Source organism: Lacrimispora indolis DSM 755, assembly GCF_000526995.1.
GTDB classification, from domain to species: domain Bacteria; phylum Bacillota; class Clostridia; order Lachnospirales; family Lachnospiraceae; genus Lacrimispora; species Lacrimispora indolis.
Window position 1 is genome coordinate 4,428,083 of the sequence record NZ_AZUI01000001.1, and the last position, 25,036, is coordinate 4,453,118.

Sequence of the window (25,036 nt, forward strand, 5' to 3'; positions counted from 1 at the left end):
TGATAAAATGAGGAGTGACTGCAAAATAGTATACTAAGAAGTAAAAATAGTATTCAATTTTTATATTTCATATCAAATACAATAAAGGAAAAGCAGATTGGGGGAGGAGAAATGTCTCTTAAGATTAACTCAATTCAAACAAAAATAATGTCAGTCAGCCTTTTGCTTGCAATTGGAACGGTGGTGGCTTCCCTGTTGATTTCCTATTATACAGAAACCCGTATCGTAAAGAAAACGGCAGAAAAGTACATGGAGCAGTATGTGACCTTTGCGGACAGAGATTTTAATGTAATGCTCAATGACTCGAAAAAGGTGGTCCTTTCCGTTGCTTTGGCCCAGGATATCATTTCTCATAATTTGCTGGAGAAAGGAGAGGAAGTCACTTATGAAGGTTTTCAGAAGAAAAAGCAGATCAAAGATTTTCTTTCCGGTTTTTTTATACAAAAAGAATATATCCAGGACATTCTCCTGATTATGGAGGACGGACAAGTCTATCAGGGGGGTGAAAACTTTGTGTTTCGCAAGGACCTGGAGACGGAAGCAATGAAAACAGCTCTTTCCAGTGAAGTGATGGAGCTGTTTTATGATTCCAGCTCCCGGCTGCTGCTTCTCAGCCGGCCGGTATTCTATGAAAACAGGTCGAAAAAAGGCACGATTGTCATTCACCTAAACTATGATTATATGATGGCTGCTTATGAGATTGAACCCCTAAATGCAATGAATATTTATCTTTATCTTCCGGATGGGCAGCTTTTATTTTCCAACACAGATAATGATGAAACACAGATCAGCCAGGATATCAGGATGAAAAAAGAAAGCAAAGGGTATGTGGATTGGGGAGGAGAACGGCAATATTATACAAAGTATCTGTCCGATACAAGCAAAATGACCCTGATCACCTTGATTCCCCAGCATCTGATATTAAAGGATGTTGAAAATCTAAAACAGAAATTTCTCCTGATCGGCATTTTTGCCTCACTGGCGGCTATTTTAGCCAGCTGGTTTTTAGCTGAACGGATATGCATGAATATCCGCAGCCTTTCAAAAGGCATGGAATCTGTGAATCATGAGGGGAATCTCAGTGTCAGAATGGAAATAAAAACCAACGATGAAATTGGAAATCTGGCAGATACCTTTAATACAATGATGGATCGGATTGAGAATCTCATGGAAGAAATCGCAGGTAAAGAAAAGATGAGGTGGGAGGCGGAGCAGGATGTGCTTGCTTCACAAATTGAACCCCATTTTCTCTATAATTCCATTGACAGCATGCAATATGTTGCCCACTTGAGAGGGGAAGATGAAATAGAGTCTGTGGCAAAATCCCTTTCCTCCCTGCTTCGCAGCGTGCTTTCCAATCGCAATGAATATATCACCCTTTGGGAAGAGAAGGATTATGTGAATGATTTTATTGCCATCGAACGATTTAAGTACAGCCAGCCCTTTGATGTGGTATGGGATGTGGATGAGGAACTTTGGGTATACCCGGTTCCTAAGCTGCTTTTGCAGCCGGTGGTGGAAAATGCACTGATTCATGGGATTTCGTCAAGGTCTGAGGGCGGTATGATCAACATTAAAATATACAGACAGGAATCAGAAGTAATCTGCAAAATTATGGATAATGGAAAAGGAATGAGTGAGGAAATCCTGCGAAAGCTGTTGGATCACGTGAATGAGCAGGAACGCTCAGGGTTCCGGCGCATTGGAATTGCCAATGTGTTTAACCGGATCAAATTGATTTACGGAGAGCCTTATGGAGGAACAATATACAGCTGTGAGGGAATGTTTACCTGTGTTGAGCTGTGCCTGCCCTTTGGAGAAGGGGTGTAGACAGGCGGAAGGGGTAGAAATGAAGGTATTGCTTGTTGATGATGAACCGGTTTTTCGTACTTACATAAAGAACATGAATCTTTGGAAAGAAGGAGAATTCCAGCTGTATGGGGAGGCTGGAAACGGGGATGAGGCGTTGCTTTTTTTGGAAAGAAAGGCTGCAGATATTGTGATTTTGGATGTGTCAATGCCCGGTAAAAACGGTGTGGTACTCTCCGGCATTTTGTCGAAGCTGTATCCCCGTACGGCAATTATGGCAGTGAGCAGCTTTGATGATTATGACTATGTAAGAGAGCTTTTAAAAAATGGGGCTCATGACTATATATTAAAAAGCCGTCTGTCGGAAGAATTATTGTTGTTTACTCTGAAAAATATGAAGGCAAGAATAAAAGAACGCTCGCCCTGGGAAATAAAGTCCGGCTTAAGGCGGCAGGCAAGTGCCTGGATATGGGAAAATGGAGTCAGCCCGTTTACTTCTGATAACAGCAGAATGGTGGCATCCATCATTACTGTACAGCATATGCGAAATGATACATGGCTAAGAGATGAAGGAATATTGGAAGGCATCGGGAAAATAGGGGAGGCTGTCTCGACAGACAGTATGGATGTGCTGGCCTGTGTCATGTATCCCGGCTCCGTAGTACTTTTGACCAGGTTTTATGATACGGTCTCTGAGGGGGAGATGCGAAATCAGATGACATGCAACCAGGTAGTGATTGAAGACAGTGTATTACGTCTGTATCATTTGCGCATTAAAATGTATCAATGTCCTTTCTTTTTTAATGAGGAGTCCCTTAAATCCTTTCTGCTTCACAAACTGGAGGAAGCCATGGTGCCGGAAAAGGAAGAGGCTGCACTGGCCCTTTCTCTTGGGCAATATAAGCAATTGCTGTCCGTGGCAGAGAAACATGATCCTGACCAGGCAGAACAGCTGGTTCGGATGATTTATGAAGATATTCCTTTGAATCAGGATGGAAGATGTCTGATGGTGACCAAAGAGCTTTTGGAGATCATTCAGCGGATTTCCAATGAGTATCAGTTAAAGCTGGATTTTTTACCAAGGGAATTTATGCTTTTTCAATATGCAAAGGTAAAAAGCCGTGACACCCTGGTTTCTAATATTGCAGGCTTATATCAAAATGTGCTGAGAGAAATCAGGGAAATGAAAAAAGCGGAACAAGGTTTTTCACAAGTGGTTAATCAGGCCATAGATTATCAGAACAAGCATTTCCATGAGCCAATCAGTCTCAGGGTGATATCGGATTATATTGGGGTAAGCAGTTCCTATTTAAGCCGCATTTTTCGAGAAGAGACTGATTTTACCATAACGGAATACTTAAATAACATAAGAATTGAACGTGCAAAAAAGCTGTTGGAGGATAATCTCCCTTTAAAGGATATTGTATACCGGTGCGGATTCCGCAATTACGGGTATTTTTTGCGTACCTTTAAAGAGTATACAGGCTTAACTCCAAAAGAATATATCGCCCAAAACAAAGGATAGTAAAAATAGTGAACAGATAGGTAAAAATCAAAGAGTAATCCGCCCATTTCAGGCAGAAGAAACGTGTTACAATCCTCTTATCATGAATGAACTGATGGAAGGGAGAAAATGAATGAAAAGATTAACAAGAATGGCGGTTGGCATTGCCCTGGCAGCAAGCCTTTTAACAGGCTGTGGAAGCAAAAATACTGCTGAAGACCAGGTGCCCTCTGAGAACAACGGGGACGTTGAAAGTACGGGAAATGCAGGCAATTTAAACAGGGAGGGGTTTCCTGTTGTGAAGGAACCCATAACCTTAAGCATTTACGGAGCAAAGGATCAAAATCAGGCACCATGGAATGAGATCTATATCCTGAAGGAATACGAGAAGATGACCAATATCCGGCTGGATTACCAGGAGGTGCCGGGAGGGGAAGGCTTTGAGGAGAACAAGCAGCTTTTGTTTGCCTCAAATGAATTGCCGGATATGTTTGTCCGCTGTGATTTTACCCAGGAGCAGATCGCCAATTATGGAGTGACCAGCGGGCAGCTGATTCCTCTTGAGGATTTAATTGAGGAGTATGCCCCGAATCTCACCAGGATTTTTGAGGAAAACCCCTTAATTAAACAGGCTTTTACTGCATCGGATGGGCACATTTATTCCATTTATCAGATTGACTTAAGCAAGACGGGGCTGATTCAGTTTAAGCAGTGGATAAACCAGAAATGGCTGAAAGCAGTAGGAAAAGAGATTCCAACCAATCTTGAAGAGTTTAAGGATGTATTGATTGCCTTCAGGGATCAGGATCCCAATGGAAATGGTCTAAAGGATGAAATTCCCTTAGGGATCAGGGATGCGGATGCCGTTTATGTCCTGGGAGGAAGCTTTGGGCTCCAGACCCAGATGAAGGATACTTATAATATTGACGAGAGCGGAACGCTTCATAACTGGCTGGGAGATGATGCATTTAAGGAATATCTGATGTATTTAAATGACCTATATAAGGAAGGGCTTTTATGGCAGGATTATTATAAGAGAGATTTGCCCGCATGGAGAAGCAACCTTGCAGGAGAACTTTTCGGGGCAATGTACATGCCATATTCAGATGTATTCATTAACTGTGAGGACAGTTATACAGGGTATGAGCCTCTTACCGGCCCTCATGGAGATAAGATGTGGGCAGACGTACAAAACGGTGTGTTTGCCAAGGGAAGCTTTGCAATCAGCAATACCTGCACCAATCCGGAAGCTGCGATCCGCTGGGTGGATTATTTCTATGGAACGGAAGGGGATTTATTTTTTGCCTTTGGGAAAGAAGGAGAGACATATGATTTAGACGAAAATGGTTCTCCGCGGTTTAAAGACGAGATTTTAAACAGCCCGGAAGGGTTTATGACAGCCCTTGGCAAGATCACCCTGGTACCGGGAGGAGGTTTCCCATCCATACGCACGGATGCCACGGACCATGTAGTGGCAAGCCAGAGAACAAAAGATGCGGCGGCTGTTCTTGCGGATTTCCTTCCTGATAAGGTATATTCCAAGCCCTCAGTTGCCATAGAGGATTTAGACAGGGTAACAGCCATTGAGCAGGACTTGAACAACTATAAAAAGGAAGCAGTGGCAAAGTTCATTCTGGGTGAATGGGGCTTTGACAAATGGGATGAATACTGCGCTACCCTGGAGCAGATCGGTATCAGGGAGCTGGAGCAAATTTACCAGAAAGCACTTGATGCGTCAAAATAAAGGGGAAAAGGATGAAGGCAGGATCTAATAAATTGCTGAAGGATATCCGGAAAAACATGGGGCTGTACATACTCCTGGCAATCCCTGTAATCTGGTATATCGTGTTTAAATATATTCCCATGTATGGACTTCAGATCGCTTTTCGCAGGTTCAACCCGACTTTGGGAATTATGAAAAGTCCGTGGGTGGGGTTCACTTACTTTGAACAGTTTTTTAATTCTTATTATTTTAGGGATGTGCTGTTTAATACGGTTTCCTTAAGTGTATTTACTCTTTTTGTTGGATTTCCGGCGCCGATTTTTTTGGCGCTGGTTATCAACGAAATTAAAAACACCCGCTTAAAAAAGGCAGTACAAAATATCACTTATATGCCGAACTTTTTGTCAGTGGTCGTAATTGTCAGCATGCTGGCCTTGTTTTCCAATAAAGAATATGGATTATTTAATCAGATAACCGGTTTCTTCGGAATAGGGCCGGTGGATTATATGTCAAAGCCCACGGCGTTTCAGCCTCTTTATGTGTTTTCCAATGTGTGGCAATACATGGGATTTAATGCAATAATTTATATTGCGGCGCTGACTTCCGTGGATCCCCAGCTGTACGAGGCGGCTTCCATTGACGGAGCTTCCAGATTTCAAAAGATCATACATATTTCAATTCCTGCAATTATGGGAACCATTCTCATTCTTTTAATAATGAGGATCGGAAGCATTATGGACGTAGGCTTTGAGAAGGTATTGATCATGCAGAGGGATGTGACCCTGTCTGTCAGTGAGGTGATTTCCACCTTCATTTATAAGAACGGAATACAAAAAGGCCAGTTCAGCTATAGTACGGCGGTTGGTATCTTTAACTCTGTCATTAATTTTTTGCTGCTGGTCGGGGCAAACATGATCAGCAAAAAGACCGCAAAAACAGGACTTTGGTAAGGGGGTATCATGAAAAAAATATCAGAAGCTCTTCACAGCGACCGGCTGTTTGACTGGGTGATAACCCTGATCGCAATGATTGTAATATTGATCGTGCTGATCCCCTTGATATTCGTGATGGCAGCCTCCTTTTCTGACCCGGATATGGTGATTCGGGGAAAGGTATTCCTCATCCCTAAGGGAATAACAACAAAGGCATATACCATGGTTTTTGAAAACAAGGATATATGGAGGGGATTTGCCAACTCTTTGTTTTACACTGCTGCCGGAACCCTGATCAGTGTTACGCTGACTGTTCTGGCAGCCTACCCGCTTTCCAGAAAAGGGCTGCCGGGAAGAAACTTACTCATGATGGGAATTTTGTTTACCATGTATTTCAGCGGGGGAATGGTGCCCACTTATCTTCTTGTCAGAGATTTGGGTATGTATAATACGGTATGGGCAGTTTTAGTTCCTGCGGCTCTGTCCACCTATAATTTAATTGTGGCAAAGACATTTTTTGAAAACAGCATACCCGAGGAGCTGTACGAGTCGGCTTATTTAGACGGCTGCGGGAACATTCAAATGCTGTTTAAAATCGTGCTGCCTTTAAGCAAGGCCATACTGGCGGTTTTGGTTTTGTACTATGCGGTAGGAATCTGGAATTCTTATTTTGATGCATTGATTTATCTAAAGGACACCGCCAAACATCCTCTGCAGATTGTTCTTCGCAATATACTTCTTTTGGGGCAGACAGAGCAAATGGGCACAAATGATGTGGGAATGGCGGAAAAAATCAAAATGGCAGAGGCAATCAAATATTCTGCCATTGTGGTTTCCAGCATACCGATGATTCTCATTTATCCCTTTATTCAGAAACATTTTGTTAAGGGAGTAATGATTGGTGCGGTGAAAGGATAGCAGGATGGAAAAGAAACCTAATATAATTATTGTTATGACTGACCAGCAGCGCTGGGATCTGCGAAAAAGCAGAGGATATGAATTGGACACCATGCCCTTTTTGGATCAATGGGCAAAGGGCGGGGTGGATTTTGACCGGGCTTATACACCAAATCCTACCTGTATGCCGGCCAGGGTCAGTATGTTTACCGGCCGCTACAGCCAGTGCCACCAGGTGCGCACCAATCATAATGCGGTTGATGCCTTATATACTGAGGATCTCATGGATGTTCTTAAATCCTGCGGATACCGGATGGCGCTGTGCGGGAAAAATCATTCCCACAGAAAGAACGAGGAGTTTGATTACTATGAAACATGCGGCCATCTGGGAAATGAGGGAGAAATAAATACAACACCTGCCCAAAAGGAGTTCGCAAAGTTTTTAATTGATACAAAGCATATGGAAACACATGTCCCTTCCCCTCAGGGGGTGGAGGTGCAGCATCCATATAGAAATGTATCTTCCATATTCCGTTTTATTGACGAGACGGAGGAGAATCAGCCGTTTTTTGCCTGGCTGTCATTTGCAGAGCCTCATAATCCTTATCAGGTGCCTGAACCGTATTTTAATATGTTCCCACCTGAAAGTCTTCCTGAACTGGCTGCAGGCGCAGCGGAATTAGAAGGCAAAGGACCACGTTTTGTCTGGCTTCGCAAGGTATGGGAACAGGTTTTAGGATCAGACATTGACAAACGTATCCTGCGGGCGCGTTCTAACTATCACGGGATGCTAAGGCTTATTGATGACCAGTTTAAACGGCTGATTACCGGGCTTAGGGAAAGAGATTTAGAAAAAGACACGATTGTTATTTTTGTATCAGACCACGGGGACTTTGCCGGTGAATATGGTCTGATCCGCAAAGGGCCGGATCTGCCGGATGGATTGGCCCATATCCCTATGATCTGGAGAGGACCGGGGATCCCGGCACATGGGAGGAGAAATACAGAGTTTGTAAATTTAATTGATGTTCTTCCTACCATCTGTAATCTGCTGGAGGTGGATATACCTCTTGGCTGCCAGGGGAAAAGCTTGTTACCCGTACTAAAGGATGAGGAGATTCCAAAACAGGAATTTGATACAGCCTATGCAGAAAGCGGGTATTCCGGCCTGTTCTGGAATGAGGCGGATGAACTGACCCTGCCCCAGGAGGGAGCAGTTCCCAAGAACTGGGAAGCCTTTGACTGCCTAAATACCTGGACCCAATGCGGACAGGTGAGGGCATTGTGGAAGGGAGATTACCACATTCAGCTGAATATGATGGGAGAGGGATATTTATACAACTTAAAGAACGATCCCCATGAATGCAGGAACTTATGGGAGGATGGGGACAGCCAAGGCATAAAAACGGAGCTTCTAATCCAGCTTTCAGCTGCAATGATGAAGGCCTCGGATCCTCTTCCTGTGCCTCATAACCGCTATCGGACAAAGCTTCATCCAAAAGGGTACTGGAATCAAAGCTATATTTCTCCGGATACCGGAGTACGCCCCATGAAAGCAATCGGCAGCAGGGGAAACATATAAAAACAATTGGAAGGCGGAAGTGGAGATGTTGGAAAGAGAATATTACCCCAGGCCGGATTTTATCCGCAAGGACTGGATCAGCCTGGACGGGGAATGGGATTTTTCCTTTGACAAGGATTCCTTTGACAGAAAAATCATGGTTCCTTTTTGCTATCAATCTCAAATGAGCGGAATCGGTGAGACGGAAGATCATGAAATCGTATGGTACCGGAAAACCTTTCATGCTGATTTTGAGAAAATAAAGGGAAGGCGTCTGCTGCTTAAATTCGGAGCGGTGGATTATGAAGCCTTTGTTTATGTAAATGGCTGTTTAGCCGGAATCCACAAAGGGGGAAGTACTCCTTTTGAAGTAGATATCACGGACTATGTGAAAGAAGAAAAAACGGTTTTAACGGTTAAAGTCCGGGATGGGAAAGAGGCTGATAAGCCCAGGGGCAAGCAGAGCTGGACAGGTGAGCTTTTTGGGTGCTGGTATACACCTACAACAGGGATCTGGCAGTCGGTATGGCTGGAATATGCCGGTGATACCCACATAACGAGAGTTAAGATCACTCCCCGCCTGGAAGAGCAGGAAGCACTCTGTGAAGTCTTTCTATCTGACAACAGGAAACTGGAGGCAGAAATTGAAGTAACAGTGGATTCCGTTTCATTGGGAGAAAAGGTCTGGCTGGGAAGGCAGACGATCCTGTGTGAAAACGGATACGGAAAATGTGTCATTGCTTTTCCGGACTGGGATATCAGACGGCACTACATCATCTGGAGCCCAAAAGAACCAAATCTGGTTGACGTGGAGGTAAGGCTTAAGGATCAGCAGACCATTGACCGGGTCAGCACCTATTTCGGCATGCGTTCCGTGGAAATAAGAAAGGGAAAAGTCTACTTAAATGGAGAAGAACTGTACCAGCGTCTGGTTTTAGACCAGGGGTACTGGCCGGATTCCCTTCTGACACCTCCTGATGGAGAAGCCATAAAAAAGGATGTGCGACTCACAAAAGAAATGGGATTTAACGGTGCAAGAAAGCATCAGAAAATTGATGATCCCAGATATTATTATTGGGCGGACAGACTTGGCCTGCTGGTGTGGGGTGAGCTGCCCAGCTGCTACCTTTATAATGACAGAACCGTGTATCATTCGGTAAACGAAATGATGGAATTCATTGACCGGGATTTTAACCATCCCTGTATGATTACCTGGGTGCCTGTCAATGAAAGCTGGGGAATCCGCAATGTGCGGACCAGCCTTCAGCAGCAGAACTTTTCAAATGCAATGATATATCTGATTAAAGCTCTGGATCCAACCAGAATAGTAAGCGGAAATGACGGTTGGGAACAAACAGAGCATACCGATATTTTGGCAATTCACGATTACCTGCTGCAGCCTCACAACCTGGATAAGTACGATGACTTTGCAGCGGTTATTGAAGGAAGAGCTGAAACCAGGGCTGTTCTGGCAGAGGGACAAACCTATCAGGGGCAGCCGGTGCTGGTGACGGAGTATGGCGGTATTGCTTTTGACAACGGTGAAGGGGGCTGGGGGTATTATAACAAGGTACAGGGAGAAGATGATTTCCTTGCCCGCCTGGAGCCTGTTACCGGTTTTTTAATAAACAGCGGAAGGTTTGCCGGATACTGTTATACTCAGATGACTGATGTGATGCAGGAGGTAAATGGCCTTTTGTATCCGGACAGAACACCAAAAGTTGGGATTGAAAAGCTGAAAAAGATATTTGGAAGAGAATGACACAGACAGGCAGAAATAGCCGTTCCCCGGATTTTGCGCGGGGGATGGCTATTTGTGTATTAACACGCCTCAGTTTCTTTGGCGGTTTCTGGCGGAAGGACTTCTGAATGGAAATGACATTTTCCATTTTCTGTGTTATGATTATTTTAAATGCCGGGCGTGCCGCCTGGTTTAAGCATCATGAGGAGGTGGAATATGAATCTTTTTGGCAGCTTTGTTATTGCGTTTTCCATGTACTCCCGTGTTCCAATGCCCCAACTGGAATGGACAAAGGAGCGGATGAAATATGTTATGTGTTTTTTCCCACTTACCGGAGCAGTTATCGGCCTGCTGAACGTTTCAGTTGTTTTTGGCTGCAATGCTCTTGGTTTTCGTCATTTCGGACAAATACTTCCTGTGGTAATTCCTATCCTGGTTACTGGAGGCATCCATATGGATGGATTTCTGGATGTGGTAGATGCCAGATCTTCTCATGGGGAGAGGAAGAAAAAGCTTGAAATATTAAAAGATCCTCATACAGGAGCGTTTGCCATCATCGGCTGCGGTGTATACATGGTTCTTTATCTGGCCGCCTTTTTGGAAATGCGTCCGGCCATGATACCGGTCTATTGCATAACCTTTGTGGTTACAAGGGCCTTAAGCGGCCTGTCTGTTGTCACATTTCCCATGGCAAAGGAAAGCGGGCTGGCGGCCTCCTTTTCCGGAGCGGCTGGGAAGAGGGCAGTGGCTGTTGTGATGGTTTTGTATCTGGCAGCGGCGGAGTGGGGAATCTGGTATCTGGGAGGAATGATTCCTGCCGTTGCAACCCTTTTGATCTCTCTTCTTATTTATTGGTATTATTATGCCATGGCAAGGCGGGAGTTTGGAGGGATCACCGGCGATCTGGCGGGATATTTTCTGCAGATATGCGAACTGGCCCTTGTGGCAGGACTGGCTGTTGTATCCCATCTGGTAACACTGTAAAAGAGAGAGGAAACACCCATAGGGGTATAGAAAGAGGAAAGCATGATATTGATTGTAGGCGGAGCTTGGCAGGGAAAGCTGGCCTTTGCCGTGGGGCTGGCAAAGAAAGCATATCCCCCTGATTCACCGGCGTTTAAAAATGAGAAAAAGGAAGAGTATGAGATCGCAGAAGGCAGCAGGGACAGCTTTGAAGCTGCCATGAAGTGCCGGATCATCCACGGTCTTCATGAGTATATAAGACGGCTTTTAAAAGAAGGAAAAAGCGTTGATGACTTTCTTTCAGCGGTCCTGCAGCAAAATCCCCATGTTATTATTACCTCCAATGAACTGGGCTGCGGCATCGTGCCCATGGATCCGGGGGACAGGCAGTGGAGAGAAGTGTCGGGAAGGGCGTCTGTAAGATTAGCCCGGACCTCAGGAGAGGTTTACCGCATGGTATGCGGAATTGCGTCTCGGATCAAATAGACAAAAGGTCAGGAAATGGAACATGATAAGATTACATTTAGCAGCAGTGCTGGCCGGATGCTTTCTGGATTTATGCTTTGGAGATCCCCGTTTCCTTTGGCATCCGGTTTGCGGGATTGGCTCGCTCATAAGCTGGCTGGAGAAAAAACTAAGGAAAAGATTTCCCAAGGGAGAAACAGGGGAAAGGAGAGCCGGTTTATGTCTGGTGATTCTTGTGCTTTTGGTAACAGGTGCCCTGTCCGGGGCAATTCTGTGGACCGCTTATTTCCTCTCTCCCTATGCCGGATTTCTTATAGAAAGCGTGATGTGCGGCCAGATGATGGCATGGCGTTCCCTGCGGGAGGAAAGCATGAAGGTCTATAAGGCGTTTTTCAGTGGAGATGCGGAAGGGGCCAGAACGGCCGTATCCATGATTGTAGGCCGTGATACAAAAAACTTGTCAGAAGAGGGGATCACAAAGGCAGCGGTGGAAACCGTGGCGGAAAACACTTCAGATGGAATCATTGCGCCTTTGCTCTCCATGGCTCTCTTTGGAGGCGTGGGAGTGTTTTTATATAAGGCGGTAAATACCATGGATTCCATGGTAGGCTATAAAAATGAACGGTATCTCTGGTTTGGGAGGGCAGCGGCCAGGCTTGATGATATCTGTAATTTCATACCGGCCCGGTTATCCGCGGCCCTTATGATAGGAGCAGGGTATGTGTGTCAGCTTTTATATGGATTCAAGGGAAAAGAAAACCCTTACAGCGGCAGGAACGGCCTTAGGATCTTTAAACGGGATCGGTTCAACCACAAAAGTCCTAATTCAGCCCAGACAGAAGCGGTCTGTGCAGGAGCATTGCAGATCCAGCTGGCGGGAAATGCTTATTATTTTGGAAAGCTATATGAAAAGCCTACCATTGGAGATCCGGTAAGGCCGGTAGAATACCAGGATATCCCCAGGGCTAATTACCTGATGACCGTTACCTATGTGTTAGGGCTGATCCCTGTATTTCTGATGTTCCTCATGGCATTTTAAACACAATTTTACATTTAACCGGGAGAAAATGATATGGAATACCACCATGGCGGAGATATTTATACAAACAACGTGACAATGGATTATTCAGCCAATATTAATCCCCTTGGGCTTCCTCAGGGAGTAAAAGAGGCTGTTTATAAAGCAGCAGATGAGTGCGCCTGCTATCCGGACAGCCAATCCATGAAACTTCGCAAAGAGCTTTCCGGCTTTCACGGGGTTCCTATGGAGTACATTATTTGCGGAAACGGGGCCGCGGATCTGATCTTTCAAATCGTACAGGCATTAAAACCGAAAAATGCCCTGCTGATTGCCCCGTCTTTTCTGGAATACGAACAGGCCCTTAAAGCGTCCTCCTGTAACGTAGTGCATTTTGCCCTAAGGGAGGAATACGGGTTTCAGCTAAATGAAAAGGAACTGAAAAACTGGCTGGAAAAAAGCGGGGTAGATTTTCAGATGCTGTTTCTATGCAATCCCAACAATCCCACCGGCTTTGGGGTAAACAAGGAAGTCATGGCAGAGATTCTGGAATATTGCAGGGATCATGGAATCTTTTGCGTGGTGGACGAATGCTTTAATGAATTCTTGCAGGAGCCGGAACGGTATTCGGTTCTTGATCTTATAGGCCGCGGCGGTTATGAGAACGTGTTTCTCTTAAAGGCATTTACAAAGCTGTACGCCATGGCCGGGCTGCGCCTGGGTTATGGAATATGCAGCCAAAAAGAGGTTTTGGACCAAATGAATCTCATACGTCAGCCCTGGAGCGTTTCAAGCATTGCCCAGGCGGCAGGAGAGGCGGCTCTTAAAGAAAGATCATACGTGGAGAAAACAAGACAGTTAATCAGCTGTGAACGGGAGTATTTAAAATCAGCCCTTTCTGATCTTGGCTTTCAGGTTTTTGACTCCATGGCCAATTATATTTTTTTCAAGGATTTAAGGCCAAAAGCCCTTACCCTGGAAAAGCTTCTTTATAAACAACTTTTGAACCGGAAAGTTCTGATACGTTCCTGTTCCAACTACAGAGGACTTGACCATACCTATTACCGCATCTGCGTCAAGCAGCGGAAGGAAAATGAAGCGTTTCTTTCCATACTGAAATCCATAGTGACAGAAGGGAAATAACCAAATGGCAAAGACGATCATGATACAGGGGACCATGTCCAATGCTGGAAAAAGTCTGATTGCGGCCGGATTATGCCGGATCTTCAAGCAGGATGGCTACCGGGTGGCCCCTTTCAAATCCCAGAATATGGCCTTGAATTCCTATATTACGGAAGAGGGACTGGAAATGGGAAGGGCCCAGGCGGTCCAGGCGGAAGCGGCGGGAGTAAAGCCGGAGGCAGCCATGAATCCCATCCTCTTAAAGCCCACCAATGACATTGGGTCCCAGGTAATTGTAAACGGCATATCCATTGGAAATATGCCTGCCAGAGAGTATTTTGCATACAAGAAAACACTGGTGCCGGAGATCGAACGGGCATTCCATAAGCTTTCAGAGGAATACGATATCATCGTCATAGAAGGAGCCGGAAGCCCGGCGGAGATCAATTTAAAGCAGGATGATATTGTAAACATGGGAATGGCAAAAATGGCGGAGGCTCCCGTACTCTTGGTGGGGGACATTGACCGGGGAGGCGTGTTTGCGCAGCTTTATGGAACCGTAATGCTTTTGGAACCTGATGAAAAAGCCTTGATAAAAGGTTTGATCGTCAATAAATTCCGCGGAGATAAAACCATTCTGGAACCGGGACTGGACATGATCGAAGAGCGGCTTTCCATCCCCGTGGCAGGTGTGGTTCCCTACATGGATGTGGATTTAGAAGATGAGGACAGCCTTGGAAATCATCTGGCAGGAACGGCCAGAACGGACCGGACCGCAGTGGAGATCGCTGTCATCCGGATGCCCAGAATCTCCAATTTCACGGATTTCCAGGTCTTTTTAAGCTTCCCCAGGGTGTGCCTGCGGTATGTGGACCGTGTATCTGATCTGGGAAATCCGGATATGGTCATTTTACCTGGAAGCAAAAATACTGTTGAAGACCTACTATGGCTGAGAGAAAGCGGCCTTGAGGCGGCCATCTTAAAGCTGAAAGCAAGGGAAATCCCCATATTTGGAATCTGCGGCGGTTTCCAGATGCTTGGAGAAACCATATCCGATCCCTTCCAGATGGAATCAGAAACGGCCGTCCCATCAGTACGGGGCATGGGACTTTTGCCGGTCCGCACGGTATTTGGAAAGGAAAAGACCAGGACAAGAGTGTCCGGCTCCTGCACCGCTGTGGGGGGAATATTTGAGGAGCTGTCAGGCATGGAGGTGGAAGGCTATGAGATCCACATGGGAGAAACCACCAGATCCGTGCCGCCCCTCGCCTATGTCATGGAAAGCCAGTCAGGCTCCCACCTGGCCAAAATGGATGGCTGCCAGAGGGGAAATGTATACGGCACCTATATCCACGGCTTCTTTGATAAGGAAGGGATTGCAATGACCATTGTAAAATCCCTTGCAAAAAAGAAGGGAATTTCCATGGAACTGGATGACGGTTTTAATTATCAGGAATATAAGGAAGAACAATATAACCGGCTGGCCTCCCTGTTAAGGAACAGCCTTGACATGGAAAGGATTTATGGGATAATGTTCACGAAAGCAATGAGCAGTGAGAAATAGGACAGGAGAAGATTTTCGTTGTGCCTGCACATAAGAAAATCTTCTCATGGCCTATTTCATAGGGCGAATGCCCGTGAGCTGGCAAAACCGCAGGTTTTGCCAGCTCCACTGCGGACTAAAACCGCCAAGAAACATCCTCTCTCCACAAACAAATGAAAGGAAGTACAAATGAAAAGCAAAGAATCAGCGCTGGAACGGGTACTGCCCGAGGAAATAGAAAAGAGAAGTTTTGAACTCATAACCCTAGAACTCGGTGAAAAAGTCCTTAACCCAGAATACGACCCCATAATCAAACGGGTGATCCACACCACCGCCGATTTTGACTATGCGGACAATCTGATATTTTCCCCCCACGCCGTACTGGAAGGGATCAAGGCATTAAAAGAAGGTGTCCGGATCATCACTGACACCAACATGGGAATGGCCGGAATCAATAAAAAGGCCCTAAAACGCAACGGCTGCAGCGTCAGCTGTTTTATGGCCGATGAAGACGTTGCAGAATACGCAAAACTCCACCAGACCACCCGGGCCTGTGCCAGCATGGATAAAGCGGCAGAGCTTTCGGAAGACTGTATATTTGCAGTAGGAAACGCTCCCACCGCCCTGGTCCGCCTATATGAGCTGATAAAAGAAGGGAAAATACACCCCAGACTGATCATCGGCGTTCCCGTAGGATTTGTCAATGTGGTCCAGTCAAAGGAAATGATCATGTCCCTTTCTGACATTCCCTTTATAGTGGCAAGGGGAAGAAAGGGAGGCAGCAATGTGGCAGCGGCAATTGTCAATGCCCTGCTTTATCAGATACAACGGTAACTTAGCATACCCGACGGGATTTTTAAGAGGGGAAGAACAGCATGGATTTATACAGCATAATTTTAGTGGATGACGAAGAAGAAGTGCGTAAAAGCATTATTAAGAAAATTGAATGGCAGGCAGCCGGATTCCGGGTGGTAGGGGATGCGGAAAACGGAGAGGATGCCATGGAAAAAATCGAAGTTTTAGAACCGGATGTGGTTTTAACAGATATCCGGATGCCTTACATGGATGGCCTGGCCCTTGCGGAGAAGGTACGTCAGCGGTATCCTTCCATGAAGGTGGTGATCTTTTCCGGTTATGATGATTTTGAATATGCCCAGAGAGCGATCAAGCTGAATGTGACGGAATACATTTTAAAACCTGTGAACGTGGAAGAACTGACCTCTATCCTAAAAAGGATCAAGGGAAATCTGGATCAGGAAATAGAAGAAAAAAGGAATTTAAGCCGCCTTCGGGAAAATTACCGGAAAAGCCTGCCAATCATCAGGGAGCAGTTTTTCAATGACCTGGTGCACAAGAATCTCCCCGAGGAACTGGTGGAGCAAAAGCTTAAGGAATATGGCGTGCCCGTCATGGGGGCCAGAAAATGGATCATCGTTGCCATTGATGTGGAAAAAGGAGATGTGAGGGAGACACTTTCCCTTCATAATGAAGAGGAGCTGATCCCCATTTCCGTCATGCAGATCGTAAGGGAAAAACTGGAAGGCTATTGCAGGTTCGCCCTTTTCCAGTCTGTTTCAGAGGCGGAAATGGTGGTGATCGTGGCTCTTGATGATGACAATTCCACCACAGGTCTGATCGATGTGCTGGGAGATATCTGCAAGGAAACAAAGCGGATTCTGGAGGTTCCGGTCACCATGGGCATCGGCAAAAGCTTTAGGGAGCTGTCCGGTTTCCGGGAGGCTTACCAGTCCTCCATTGATGCTCTGGGCTATAAAGCCATAGCCGGAAGAGGAACCACCATTTACATCAATGATATGGAGCCGGTGGGTGTAGGCAAGCTGGAATTTGACAGCATAACAGAGGCAGATTTAATCTCAGCCATAAAATTCGGCCCAGACCAAAAGATCGAGGCAGCAGTTACCAGGATCATTGAAAAGATGGAATCCGCAAAGGTCCATTACCGCCAGCAGCAGGTTTATATGTTCGGCGTTTTAAACAGCGTCCTTCAGATGATGCAGCAGTATGATCTGGCTATTGAGGATATTATGGGCGGGGAGCTAAAGGACATGGAAATCTTTGATAAGCTTAAGAAAAAAGAGGAATTCGGCCAGTGGCTTTTTAAAATTGCGGGGAAAATGAATCAGTTCATTAACCAGGAGCGTGATATCACCACCCGCCAGGTGATCCAGGAAGCAAAGCAGTATATCATGGACCACTACCAGAATCCTGATTTATCTGTGGAGATGATATGCCGCCACCTTCACATGAGCCCGGCGTATTTTTCCACCATGTTCAAGAAAGAAACGGGACAGGCATACATCGCATATTTAACTGATGTCCGGTTGAATAAAGCGGTGGAGCTGCTCAACAAAACTGATGATAAGACCTATGTGGTGGCAGCAAAGGTAGGATATCAGGAGCAGAATTATTTCAGCTATGTATTTAAGAAAAAGTTTGGAGTATCACCGACTAAATTCCGAGGAGCCAGGTAAAAGAAACACCCTCCGGGTATCCCTTTACGTCCAAAAGGATAGACGATAATATGGAAAGAAAGAATATCAGCATTCGTTATACTATTTTTGTATATTTTACCGTGACTGCTCTGGCAGCCAGTCTTTTGATCACTTTTTCCTTATACCAGCGCCTTTCCACCCAGGTGGGGGAAATGGTGCAGGAGGAAAACCAGAGCCTCATCAACCAGGTGGCCAGGTCTGTGGAATCCTATTTGCTTACGGTCATGAAGCTGTCGGATTCCCTGTATTACGGTGCCGTTAAAAATGCGGATCTTTCCTCGGAATCCATTAATAACGAGATCACCCTCCTCTATGACAACAACAAGGACAATGTGGACAACATCGCTCTTTTTTCCCAGTCAGGCACCATGGTGGAGTCCGTCCCTGCCGCAAGACTGAAAAGCGGTCTTGATGTAACCAGGGAAAACTGGTTTATCAATGCCTTGGAAAAGACGGAAAACCAACATTTCTCCTATCCTCATGTCCAGTATGTTTTTGACAGCAATGAAAACCAGTACCGCTGGGTGATATCCTTATCCAGGGCCGTGGAGCTGACGGAGGGAACCTCCACCACCCAGGGCGTTCTGCTGGTGGATTTAAGCTATTCCAGTCTGGAACATCTTTTTGACGGGGTGACCACAGGAAAGGGCGGCTATGTGTATCTGATCAGCAATGACGGGCAGATCCTGTACCATCCAAAGATCCAGCTCATTGATTCCGGCCGGATGCAGGAAAACAATCTGGTGGCAGCAAATTATAAGGATGGAAACCACCGGGAGGAATTCCAGGGAGAAACCCGGATCATTACGGTAAAATCCATCGGTTATACAGGCTGGAAGATCATTGGGGTAACGCCTAAGAACGTAATTTCCCTAAATTCCATTAAGACCAGGCTTTTTATTGTGTTCCTTATCACCCTGATCCTGTTTATCCTGGCCCTGATCAACTCCTATATTTCTTCCCGCATCACCAATCCCATTAAGGAACTGGAAAAATCCGTGGGAGTTTTAGAGGAGGGAAATTTAGGCACCCCTGTTTTCATCGGAGGCTCCTATGAGATCCAGCATCTGGGAAACTCCATAAAAAATATGGCAAAGCAGATCCGGGTCCTTATGGATGATATCGTGGCGGAACACGAGGCTAAGAGGAAGCAGGAATTTGATACCTTACAGTCCCAGATCAATCCCCATTTCCTTTATAATACCCTTGACATCATTGTCTGGATGATTGAAAACGAGCAAAAGGCGGAGGCGGTCAAAGCGGTGACAGCCCTGGCCCGGTTCTTCCGGATCAGCTTGAGCAAGGGGAAGAGCATTATTACGGTCAGAGATGAATTGGAACACGTGCGGAATTATCTGATGATCCAGCAGATGCGCTTTAAAAATAAATTCTCCTATGAGATCGATCCAGATGAGGAATGCATGGAGCTTTCATGCTTAAAGCTGGTGTTGCAGCCTCTTGTGGAAAATGCAATTTATCATGGAATGGAGTTTATGGATGGAGATGGAGAAGTTATTTTAAAGGTCTGGAAAGCTGGAGATGACTTATGCATTATGGTAAAGGATAACGGCCTTGGAATGACAGAAGACCAGGTGGCAGGCTTGTTTTCCGACCAGGTTCATGTTACTTCAAAAAAAGGTTCAGGAATCGGCGTAAAAAATGTCAACGAAAGGATCAAGCTGTATTTTGGGGAAAGATACGGCCTGACCATTGAGTCGGAGCCTGATGAAGGTACGGCGATCATCATCCGCCTTCCTGCGGTTCCCTATGGCTCTATGATAGAAAAGGACACTTCTGCGGCCAGCAAAACGGGGCAGGATCTGCCGTAAAAGCATGGGCAATGAAAGGGGAAACACCCTGCGGGTATACCTCTATGCCCAGAAAGCATGGGCAATGAAAGGGGAAACAGATTATGACAAAACAGGAAAAGTTATTGTGGACTCTGCTGGCGGGAGTACTTGTGATCCTGTTCCTTTTATCATCAACGGATTTGATCATCAAGGAGAAGAAAACAGAAATATATCCGGTTTCCGTCATCATCGGAGATACTTCTGATGATTATTACGTAAATTTCAGAAAGGGAGTGGATAAGGCGGCAGAGGAATATAACGTAGATGTCAGCTTTATTACGCTCTATGAAAAAGGAGATACCAATCAGCAGATCGAGCTGGTTCAGAGGGAAATCAACGACGGCGCATCAGCCATAGTCCTGATCCCCGTAAAGCCAGTGGAATGTGTAAAAAAGATCGACGATATGGTGTTAAACAGCCCTGTGGTCATGATGGGAACCTTGCCTCCCAATGAACAGGTCAAAAGCGGCATTTCACCGGATTATGAGGAGAAGGGAAGAAAGCTTGGACAGGCGATCGCAGCGGAGACTTCCCCGGATATTCCTGTATGGATATTTACGGAAGGGCTTGATTATGGATATAACAGGGATGCCTATGACGGGCTGGTATCCGCTCTTTCAAAATCCGGATTTTCCCTGAAGCTTTACGAGAAAAAGGCGGAGGGGACCTTTCGGGAATCCATTGAGGGCATGGTTTATCCCGGAAGCGGAAAAGCGGTCATTGCGGCCATTGATGCCAGGAGCCTTGATGAGACCGCGGATATCATTTCAGGAAGTCCGGTATACGGAAATATCATCGAAGGACTTTACGGGATCGGCAGCACCACCAAGCTTTTAAAAGAGCTGGACAATGGAATTATCAAGGGGCTGGTTGCAAGTGACCAGTTTGATGCCGGTTATATGAGCATCGAAAAGGCTGTGGAAGCGGTTCATGGGGGGCTTCAAAGAACGCAGATTGTGTTGGATTCTTACTATATCCGGAAAGCGGACTTACGGGAAAGTAAATTTGAAAGGATTTTGTATCCAATTGATTGAAATGGGGGATGTATTATGAAGAAACGATATGGTATTCTGGCAGCGGTGGTCATCCTGCTGCTGGCACTTTGGGGAGTGTTTTATCAGAGCCGGAAAGAGGAGGGAAGGGAAGAAAAGAAATCCATACGCATTGGGGTAACCTTATACCGCGGGGATGATTCCTTTATCAATACACTCAGGGGGAATATTGAGGAACAAGCCAAGGAATATGAAAAGGAAACGGGAATTAAGGTGGTCATGGAAATTGTGGATGCCAAGGGAAATCAGAACACCCAGAACAGCCAGGTTGACCGCTTTATTTCCCTTGGATATGATGCCATTTGTGTGAATATTGTAGATCGCTCAGTTGCCTCCAACATCATCGGCAAAGCCATGGATGCCAATCTGCCGGTGGTCTTCTTTAACCGGGAACCGGTGGAGGAGGATATGCGGCGATGGGAAAAGCTATATTATGTGGGAGAAAATGCGAAAGAGTCCGCACTCCTTCAGGGGAATATTCTGGTGGATGCCTATAAAGAGGATCCTGCCTCACTTGACTTAAATGGAGACGGAAAGGTCAGCTATGTTCTTTTGGAAGGCGAAAACAGCCATCAGGATTCTTTGATCCGCACGGAATGGTCCATTCAGACCTTAAAGGATGGCGGCGTGCCCTTGGAAAAGATCACCGGAGGTATTGCCAATTGGGACAGAAGCCAGGCCTCGGCATGGATGGAGCAGTGGCTTATGGAGTATCCGGATGAGGTGGAAGTGGTGATCTGCAACAATGATGATATGGCTTTGGGAGCGGCAGATGCCCTGGACCGGAAAGGAAACATGAGGCCGGTTAAGATTGTAGGGATTGACGGCACTCCTCAGGGTCTGGAAGGACTCCGCACGGGAAAGCTGTTTGGAACGGTTCAGTGCGACAGCCAGGAGTATGCCAATGTGATTTTTAAGATCGCTGCAGCAGAGTCTCTTGGCCAAAATGTACAGGAAATTGTGAAACTGGACCGGGATAAATATTATGAATGCAGCCAGAAGGCCCTGACCGCTCATTAAGAACTTTGCAGCAGGCAATGAGGTTTTTAATGGGCGGCAGCCAAATGAAAATACAAGTATCTCCATCTGTCTCGCTGCTTTCATACGAATATTGGCGGTTAGTTGTGCATTGTGAGTAAAAAAAACGAAAATATTTGATAAAAACAGGAGTAATCTAAAAAAATCGATACATATCCGAAAAAAATCATATGGAAAAATGCACAAAAGAAAGCTATAATGTGCATGTCGGTAAGGTAAAAACACCAATCGATACAATATAATGATAAGGGAGGATTTATCATGAGATTACTCAAAAAAGCATTAGCAGTAGGCCTTGCATCAGCAATGGTATTTTCCATGGCAGGCTGCGGAGGCGGCGCAAAGGCAACAACAGCCGCACCAACAGAGGCGACTACGGCAGCAGAGACTAAGAAGGAGGATACAAGCGCAGCAGAGACCACCGCAGAAGCAGTGAAAGATGCTGTTGGCGGAGATGTGGCGGATAAGAAAGTCGGTATCTCAATTTACAAATTTGATGATAACTTTATGACACTTTACCGTACAGAGCTTCAGCGCTATCTGACAGAAGACTTAGGCTTTAAGAAAGAAAATGTTGTTATCCAGGATGGTAAGGGCGATCAGGCTGAACAGACCAACCAGATTCAGAATTTCATCACTCAGAAATACGACGTATTGATTTTAAACCTTGTTCAGGCTTCTTCTGCTCCTGAAATCACAGATATGTGTAAAGAAGCTGGAATCCCGGTTGTTTACATTAACCGTGAGCCAGATACCCAGGAAGAGCAGAGATGGAAAGATGACAAGATCAACGCTACTTATGTAGGCTGTGATGCAAGACAGTCCGGTACCTATCAGGGAGAAGAAATTCTCGAAACCTCCAACAAGGGCGATATTAACGGTGACGGCGTTGTTTCCTATATCATGATCCAGGGTGACCCGGAGAATGTAGATGCTCAGTACAGAACAGAATTCTCTGTTAAGGCTCTTACTGATGCAGGAGTACAGGTTAAAGAACTGTTAAAGCAGCGCGGTGACTGGGATCAGGCAAAGGCACAGCAGATCGCTCAGGACGCTTTAACACAGTTTGGCGACCAGATCGAAGTAATCTTCTGCAACAACGATGCTATGGCACTTGGCGCACTTCAGGCAATTGAAGCAGCAGGACGTACAGTAAACAAAGACATCTATTTAGTAGGTGTTGATGCTCTGACAGAGGCTGTTCAGAATGTTATCGAAGACAAACAGACAGGTACCGTATTCAACGATCACTTCTCACAGGCTCACGCAGCAGGCGATATGGCTGTTAAGTTCATAAAGGGTGAAGCAGTTGATAATGTAAATATGGTAGACTATATCAAAGTTACCAAGGATAATGCACAGGAAATTCTTGATAAGTTAAAATAATTTCCAACAGCCGGTAAAAAAAACGGGTGTGTCGGTAAGGCACACCCGATTTTTAAAAGTATACGGAGATAATTGCAGTTGAAATACCTTATAGGTGTGGATTAATGCCTGCAGAAATGTGGGCAATAATATCAGATACACCTTACAGGTATACCTTTATGCCCGGAAAACGTGGGCAATAAATCGGAAACACCTTACAGGTATACCTTTATGCCCGGAAAACGTGGGCAATAAATCGGAAACACCTTACAGGTATACCTTTATGCCCGGAAAACGTGGGCAATAAATCGGAAACACCTTACAGGTATACCTTTATGCCCAGAAAACGTGGGCAATAAATCGGAAAGGAGAAACGGGATGGCAGAGAAGTACAGACTGGAAATGATAGGGGTCAGCAAATCCTTCCCTGGCGTTAAAGCGCTCGATAGAATCAACTTAAAAGTACGTCCCGGTACCGTTCACGCCTTGATGGGTGAGAACGGAGCAGGTAAATCGACCCTTATGAAATGCCTTTTCGGCATTTACAAAATGGATGAAGGAAAGGTTCTTATAGACGGGAGTGATGTGAGCATCGCAAATCCGGACGATGCCCTTCACAAAGGGCTTGCCATGGTGCATCAGGAGCTGCAGCCGGTTCCGGCGCGTTCCATTGCTGAAAATATGTACCTTGGCAGATATCCTTTAATAAAAATAGGTCCTTTAAAAATAGTTGACCATAAGACCATGAACCAGGAAGCGGAAAAATGGTTAAATGATGTAAAAATGAGTTTTAATCCCAGGGCAAAGCTTGGGACACTTTCAATCGGACAAATGCAGTCAGTGGAAATTGCAAAGGCAGTGAGCCAGAATGCAAAGCTGGTAATTTTGGATGAACCGACCTCATCGCTGACTGATAATGAAGTGGAAGCACTGTTTCGCATTATCAGGGATTTAAAGGCCCGGGGTGTTTCCATGATATATATCAGCCATAAGATGGCAGAGATCCGGCAGATTGCCGATGACATTACGATCATGCGTGACGGAACATACGTAGGCTCCTGGGAGGTAAAGGACATTTCGGATGATGAGATCGTAAAGCAGATGGTAGGCCGGGAATTGAGTAACGTCTATCCGCCTAAGGAAGACTGCCGGACAGATGAAACCGTTTTAAAAGTAAGCCATGTAAGCAGCATCCACCGTCGTTCCTTCCAGGACTGCTCCTTTGAATTAAAGAGAGGGGAGATCCTTGGATTCGGAGGTCTGGTAGGTGCCCAGAGAACAGAGCTGATGGAAGCCATCTTTGGAATGCGTCACATTGCAAGCGGGGAGATCGAGATCCTGGGTAAAAAGGTGACTGTCAAACGTCCCCAGGATGCGATTGCTGACTCCGTGGGAATGATTACGGAAGACAGACGGGGGACCGGTATTTTCGGCTGCCTGAGCATTGCTGATAACACAGCCATTGCCTCTTACCGGAATTATACCAAAGCAGGAACCATCAACAGCAAAAAGGTGGGGCAGGTAGTAAAGAACAGCATTGCAAAGCTGAGTATCAAGACACCCAATGACAGGACCCTGATACAATCTCTGTCAGGAGGAAACCAGCAAAAGGTGATCATTGCCAGATGGCTGGCTAATAACCCGGATATCCTGATCATGGATGAACCTACCAGAGGAATTGACGTGGGTGCAAAATATGAGATTTACCAGATCATGATTGAACTTGTAAAACAAGGGAAATCAATTATCATGATTTCTTCCGAAATGCCGGAGCTGATCGGCATGTCAAACCGGATTATCGTTATGTGCAACGGCCATATTACCGGAGAACTGGAAGATGAAGAGGCAACTCAGGAAAAAATTATGGCATTTGCCACTAAATTTGATTTAAACGATAATGTTACAGCAAATTTCACACAGGAGGTTAAATCATGACAGCA

General features: G+C 45.6%; 19 protein-coding genes. All 19 read left to right on the forward strand.

The genetic code is table 11. From position 1 onward, the window contains the following. Window positions 1–111: 111 nt before the first annotated feature. Window positions 112–1,830 carry a sensor histidine kinase gene (locus K401_RS0121300; RefSeq protein ID WP_024294855.1) on the forward strand — a complete coding sequence of 573 codons (1,719 nt, stop codon included), beginning with the start codon at window positions 112–114 and terminating at the stop codon, window positions 1,828–1,830. A 19-nt stretch (window positions 1,831–1,849) separates the two neighbouring features. Next, window positions 1,850–3,334 carry a response regulator transcription factor gene (locus K401_RS0121305; RefSeq protein WP_024294856.1) on the forward strand — a complete coding sequence of 495 codons (1,485 nt, stop codon included), beginning with the start codon at window positions 1,850–1,852 and terminating at the stop codon, window positions 3,332–3,334. A gap of 112 nt (window positions 3,335–3,446) precedes the next feature. Next, a complete protein-coding gene (locus tag K401_RS0121310) occupies window positions 3,447–5,057 on the forward strand; it encodes an extracellular solute-binding protein (protein WP_024294857.1) in 1,611 nt (536 codons plus the stop codon). An 11-nt stretch (window positions 5,058–5,068) separates the two neighbouring features. Then, window positions 5,069–5,986, forward strand: a complete 918-nt coding sequence (locus tag K401_RS0121315; RefSeq protein ID WP_024294858.1) for an ABC transporter permease — start codon at window positions 5,069–5,071, stop codon at window positions 5,984–5,986. A 9-nt stretch (window positions 5,987–5,995) separates the two neighbouring features. Then, window positions 5,996–6,886 (forward strand): carbohydrate ABC transporter permease, encoded by an 891-nt coding sequence (locus K401_RS0121320; protein WP_024294859.1) that lies wholly within the window; start codon window positions 5,996–5,998, stop codon window positions 6,884–6,886. A gap of 4 nt (window positions 6,887–6,890) precedes the next feature. After that, entirely contained in the window at window positions 6,891–8,447 is a 1,557-nt protein-coding gene (locus tag K401_RS0121325; protein WP_024294860.1) for a sulfatase-like hydrolase/transferase, read from the forward strand. Between the two features lie 25 nt (window positions 8,448–8,472). Beyond that, complete coding sequence (locus tag K401_RS0121330) at window positions 8,473–10,188, forward strand: glycoside hydrolase family 2 protein (protein ID WP_024294861.1); 1,716 nt, start codon at window positions 8,473–8,475, stop codon at window positions 10,186–10,188. Window positions 10,189–10,383: 195 nt separating this feature from the next. Next, a complete protein-coding gene (locus K401_RS0121340; RefSeq protein WP_024294862.1) occupies window positions 10,384–11,151 on the forward strand; it encodes an adenosylcobinamide-GDP ribazoletransferase in 768 nt (255 codons plus the stop codon). A gap of 42 nt (window positions 11,152–11,193) precedes the next feature. Beyond that, window positions 11,194–11,616, forward strand: a complete 423-nt coding sequence (locus K401_RS0121345) for a bifunctional adenosylcobinamide kinase/adenosylcobinamide-phosphate guanylyltransferase (RefSeq protein WP_024294863.1) — start codon at window positions 11,194–11,196, stop codon at window positions 11,614–11,616. Window positions 11,617–11,638: 22 nt separating this feature from the next. Then, on the forward strand, window positions 11,639–12,634 hold the full coding sequence (cbiB, locus tag K401_RS0121350; protein WP_024294864.1) for an adenosylcobinamide-phosphate synthase CbiB: 996 nt from the start codon (window positions 11,639–11,641) through the stop codon (window positions 12,632–12,634). 33 nt (window positions 12,635–12,667) lie between these two features. Beyond that, window positions 12,668–13,756, forward strand: a complete 1,089-nt coding sequence (locus tag K401_RS0121355; RefSeq protein ID WP_024294865.1) for a pyridoxal phosphate-dependent aminotransferase — start codon at window positions 12,668–12,670, stop codon at window positions 13,754–13,756. A 4-nt stretch (window positions 13,757–13,760) separates the two neighbouring features. Next, a complete protein-coding gene (locus K401_RS0121360; RefSeq protein WP_024294866.1) occupies window positions 13,761–15,299 on the forward strand; it encodes a cobyric acid synthase in 1,539 nt (512 codons plus the stop codon). Between the two features lie 168 nt (window positions 15,300–15,467). Continuing rightward, window positions 15,468–16,112: a precorrin-8X methylmutase gene (locus K401_RS0121365; protein ID WP_024294867.1), complete on the forward strand. Its 645-nt coding sequence runs from the start codon at window positions 15,468–15,470 to the stop codon at window positions 16,110–16,112. A gap of 41 nt (window positions 16,113–16,153) precedes the next feature. Next, window positions 16,154–17,770, forward strand: a complete 1,617-nt coding sequence (locus tag K401_RS0121370; protein WP_024294868.1) for a response regulator transcription factor — start codon at window positions 16,154–16,156, stop codon at window positions 17,768–17,770. Between the two features lie 50 nt (window positions 17,771–17,820). Continuing rightward, window positions 17,821–19,620 carry a sensor histidine kinase gene (locus K401_RS0121375; protein WP_024294869.1) on the forward strand — a complete coding sequence of 600 codons (1,800 nt, stop codon included), beginning with the start codon at window positions 17,821–17,823 and terminating at the stop codon, window positions 19,618–19,620. 83 nt (window positions 19,621–19,703) lie between these two features. Beyond that, complete coding sequence (locus tag K401_RS0121380; protein ID WP_024294870.1) at window positions 19,704–20,675, forward strand: substrate-binding domain-containing protein; 972 nt, start codon at window positions 19,704–19,706, stop codon at window positions 20,673–20,675. A 15-nt stretch (window positions 20,676–20,690) separates the two neighbouring features. After that, window positions 20,691–21,713 (forward strand): galactose ABC transporter substrate-binding protein, encoded by a 1,023-nt coding sequence (locus K401_RS0121385; protein WP_024294871.1) that lies wholly within the window; start codon window positions 20,691–20,693, stop codon window positions 21,711–21,713. A 279-nt stretch (window positions 21,714–21,992) separates the two neighbouring features. Next, window positions 21,993–23,117, forward strand: coding sequence for a galactose ABC transporter substrate-binding protein (locus K401_RS0121390; protein WP_024294872.1), 1,125 nt, complete (start codon window positions 21,993–21,995; stop codon window positions 23,115–23,117). Between the two features lie 357 nt (window positions 23,118–23,474). Continuing rightward, a complete protein-coding gene (locus K401_RS0121395) occupies window positions 23,475–25,031 on the forward strand; it encodes a sugar ABC transporter ATP-binding protein (protein WP_024294873.1) in 1,557 nt (518 codons plus the stop codon). Window positions 25,032–25,036 lie beyond the last annotated feature (5 nt).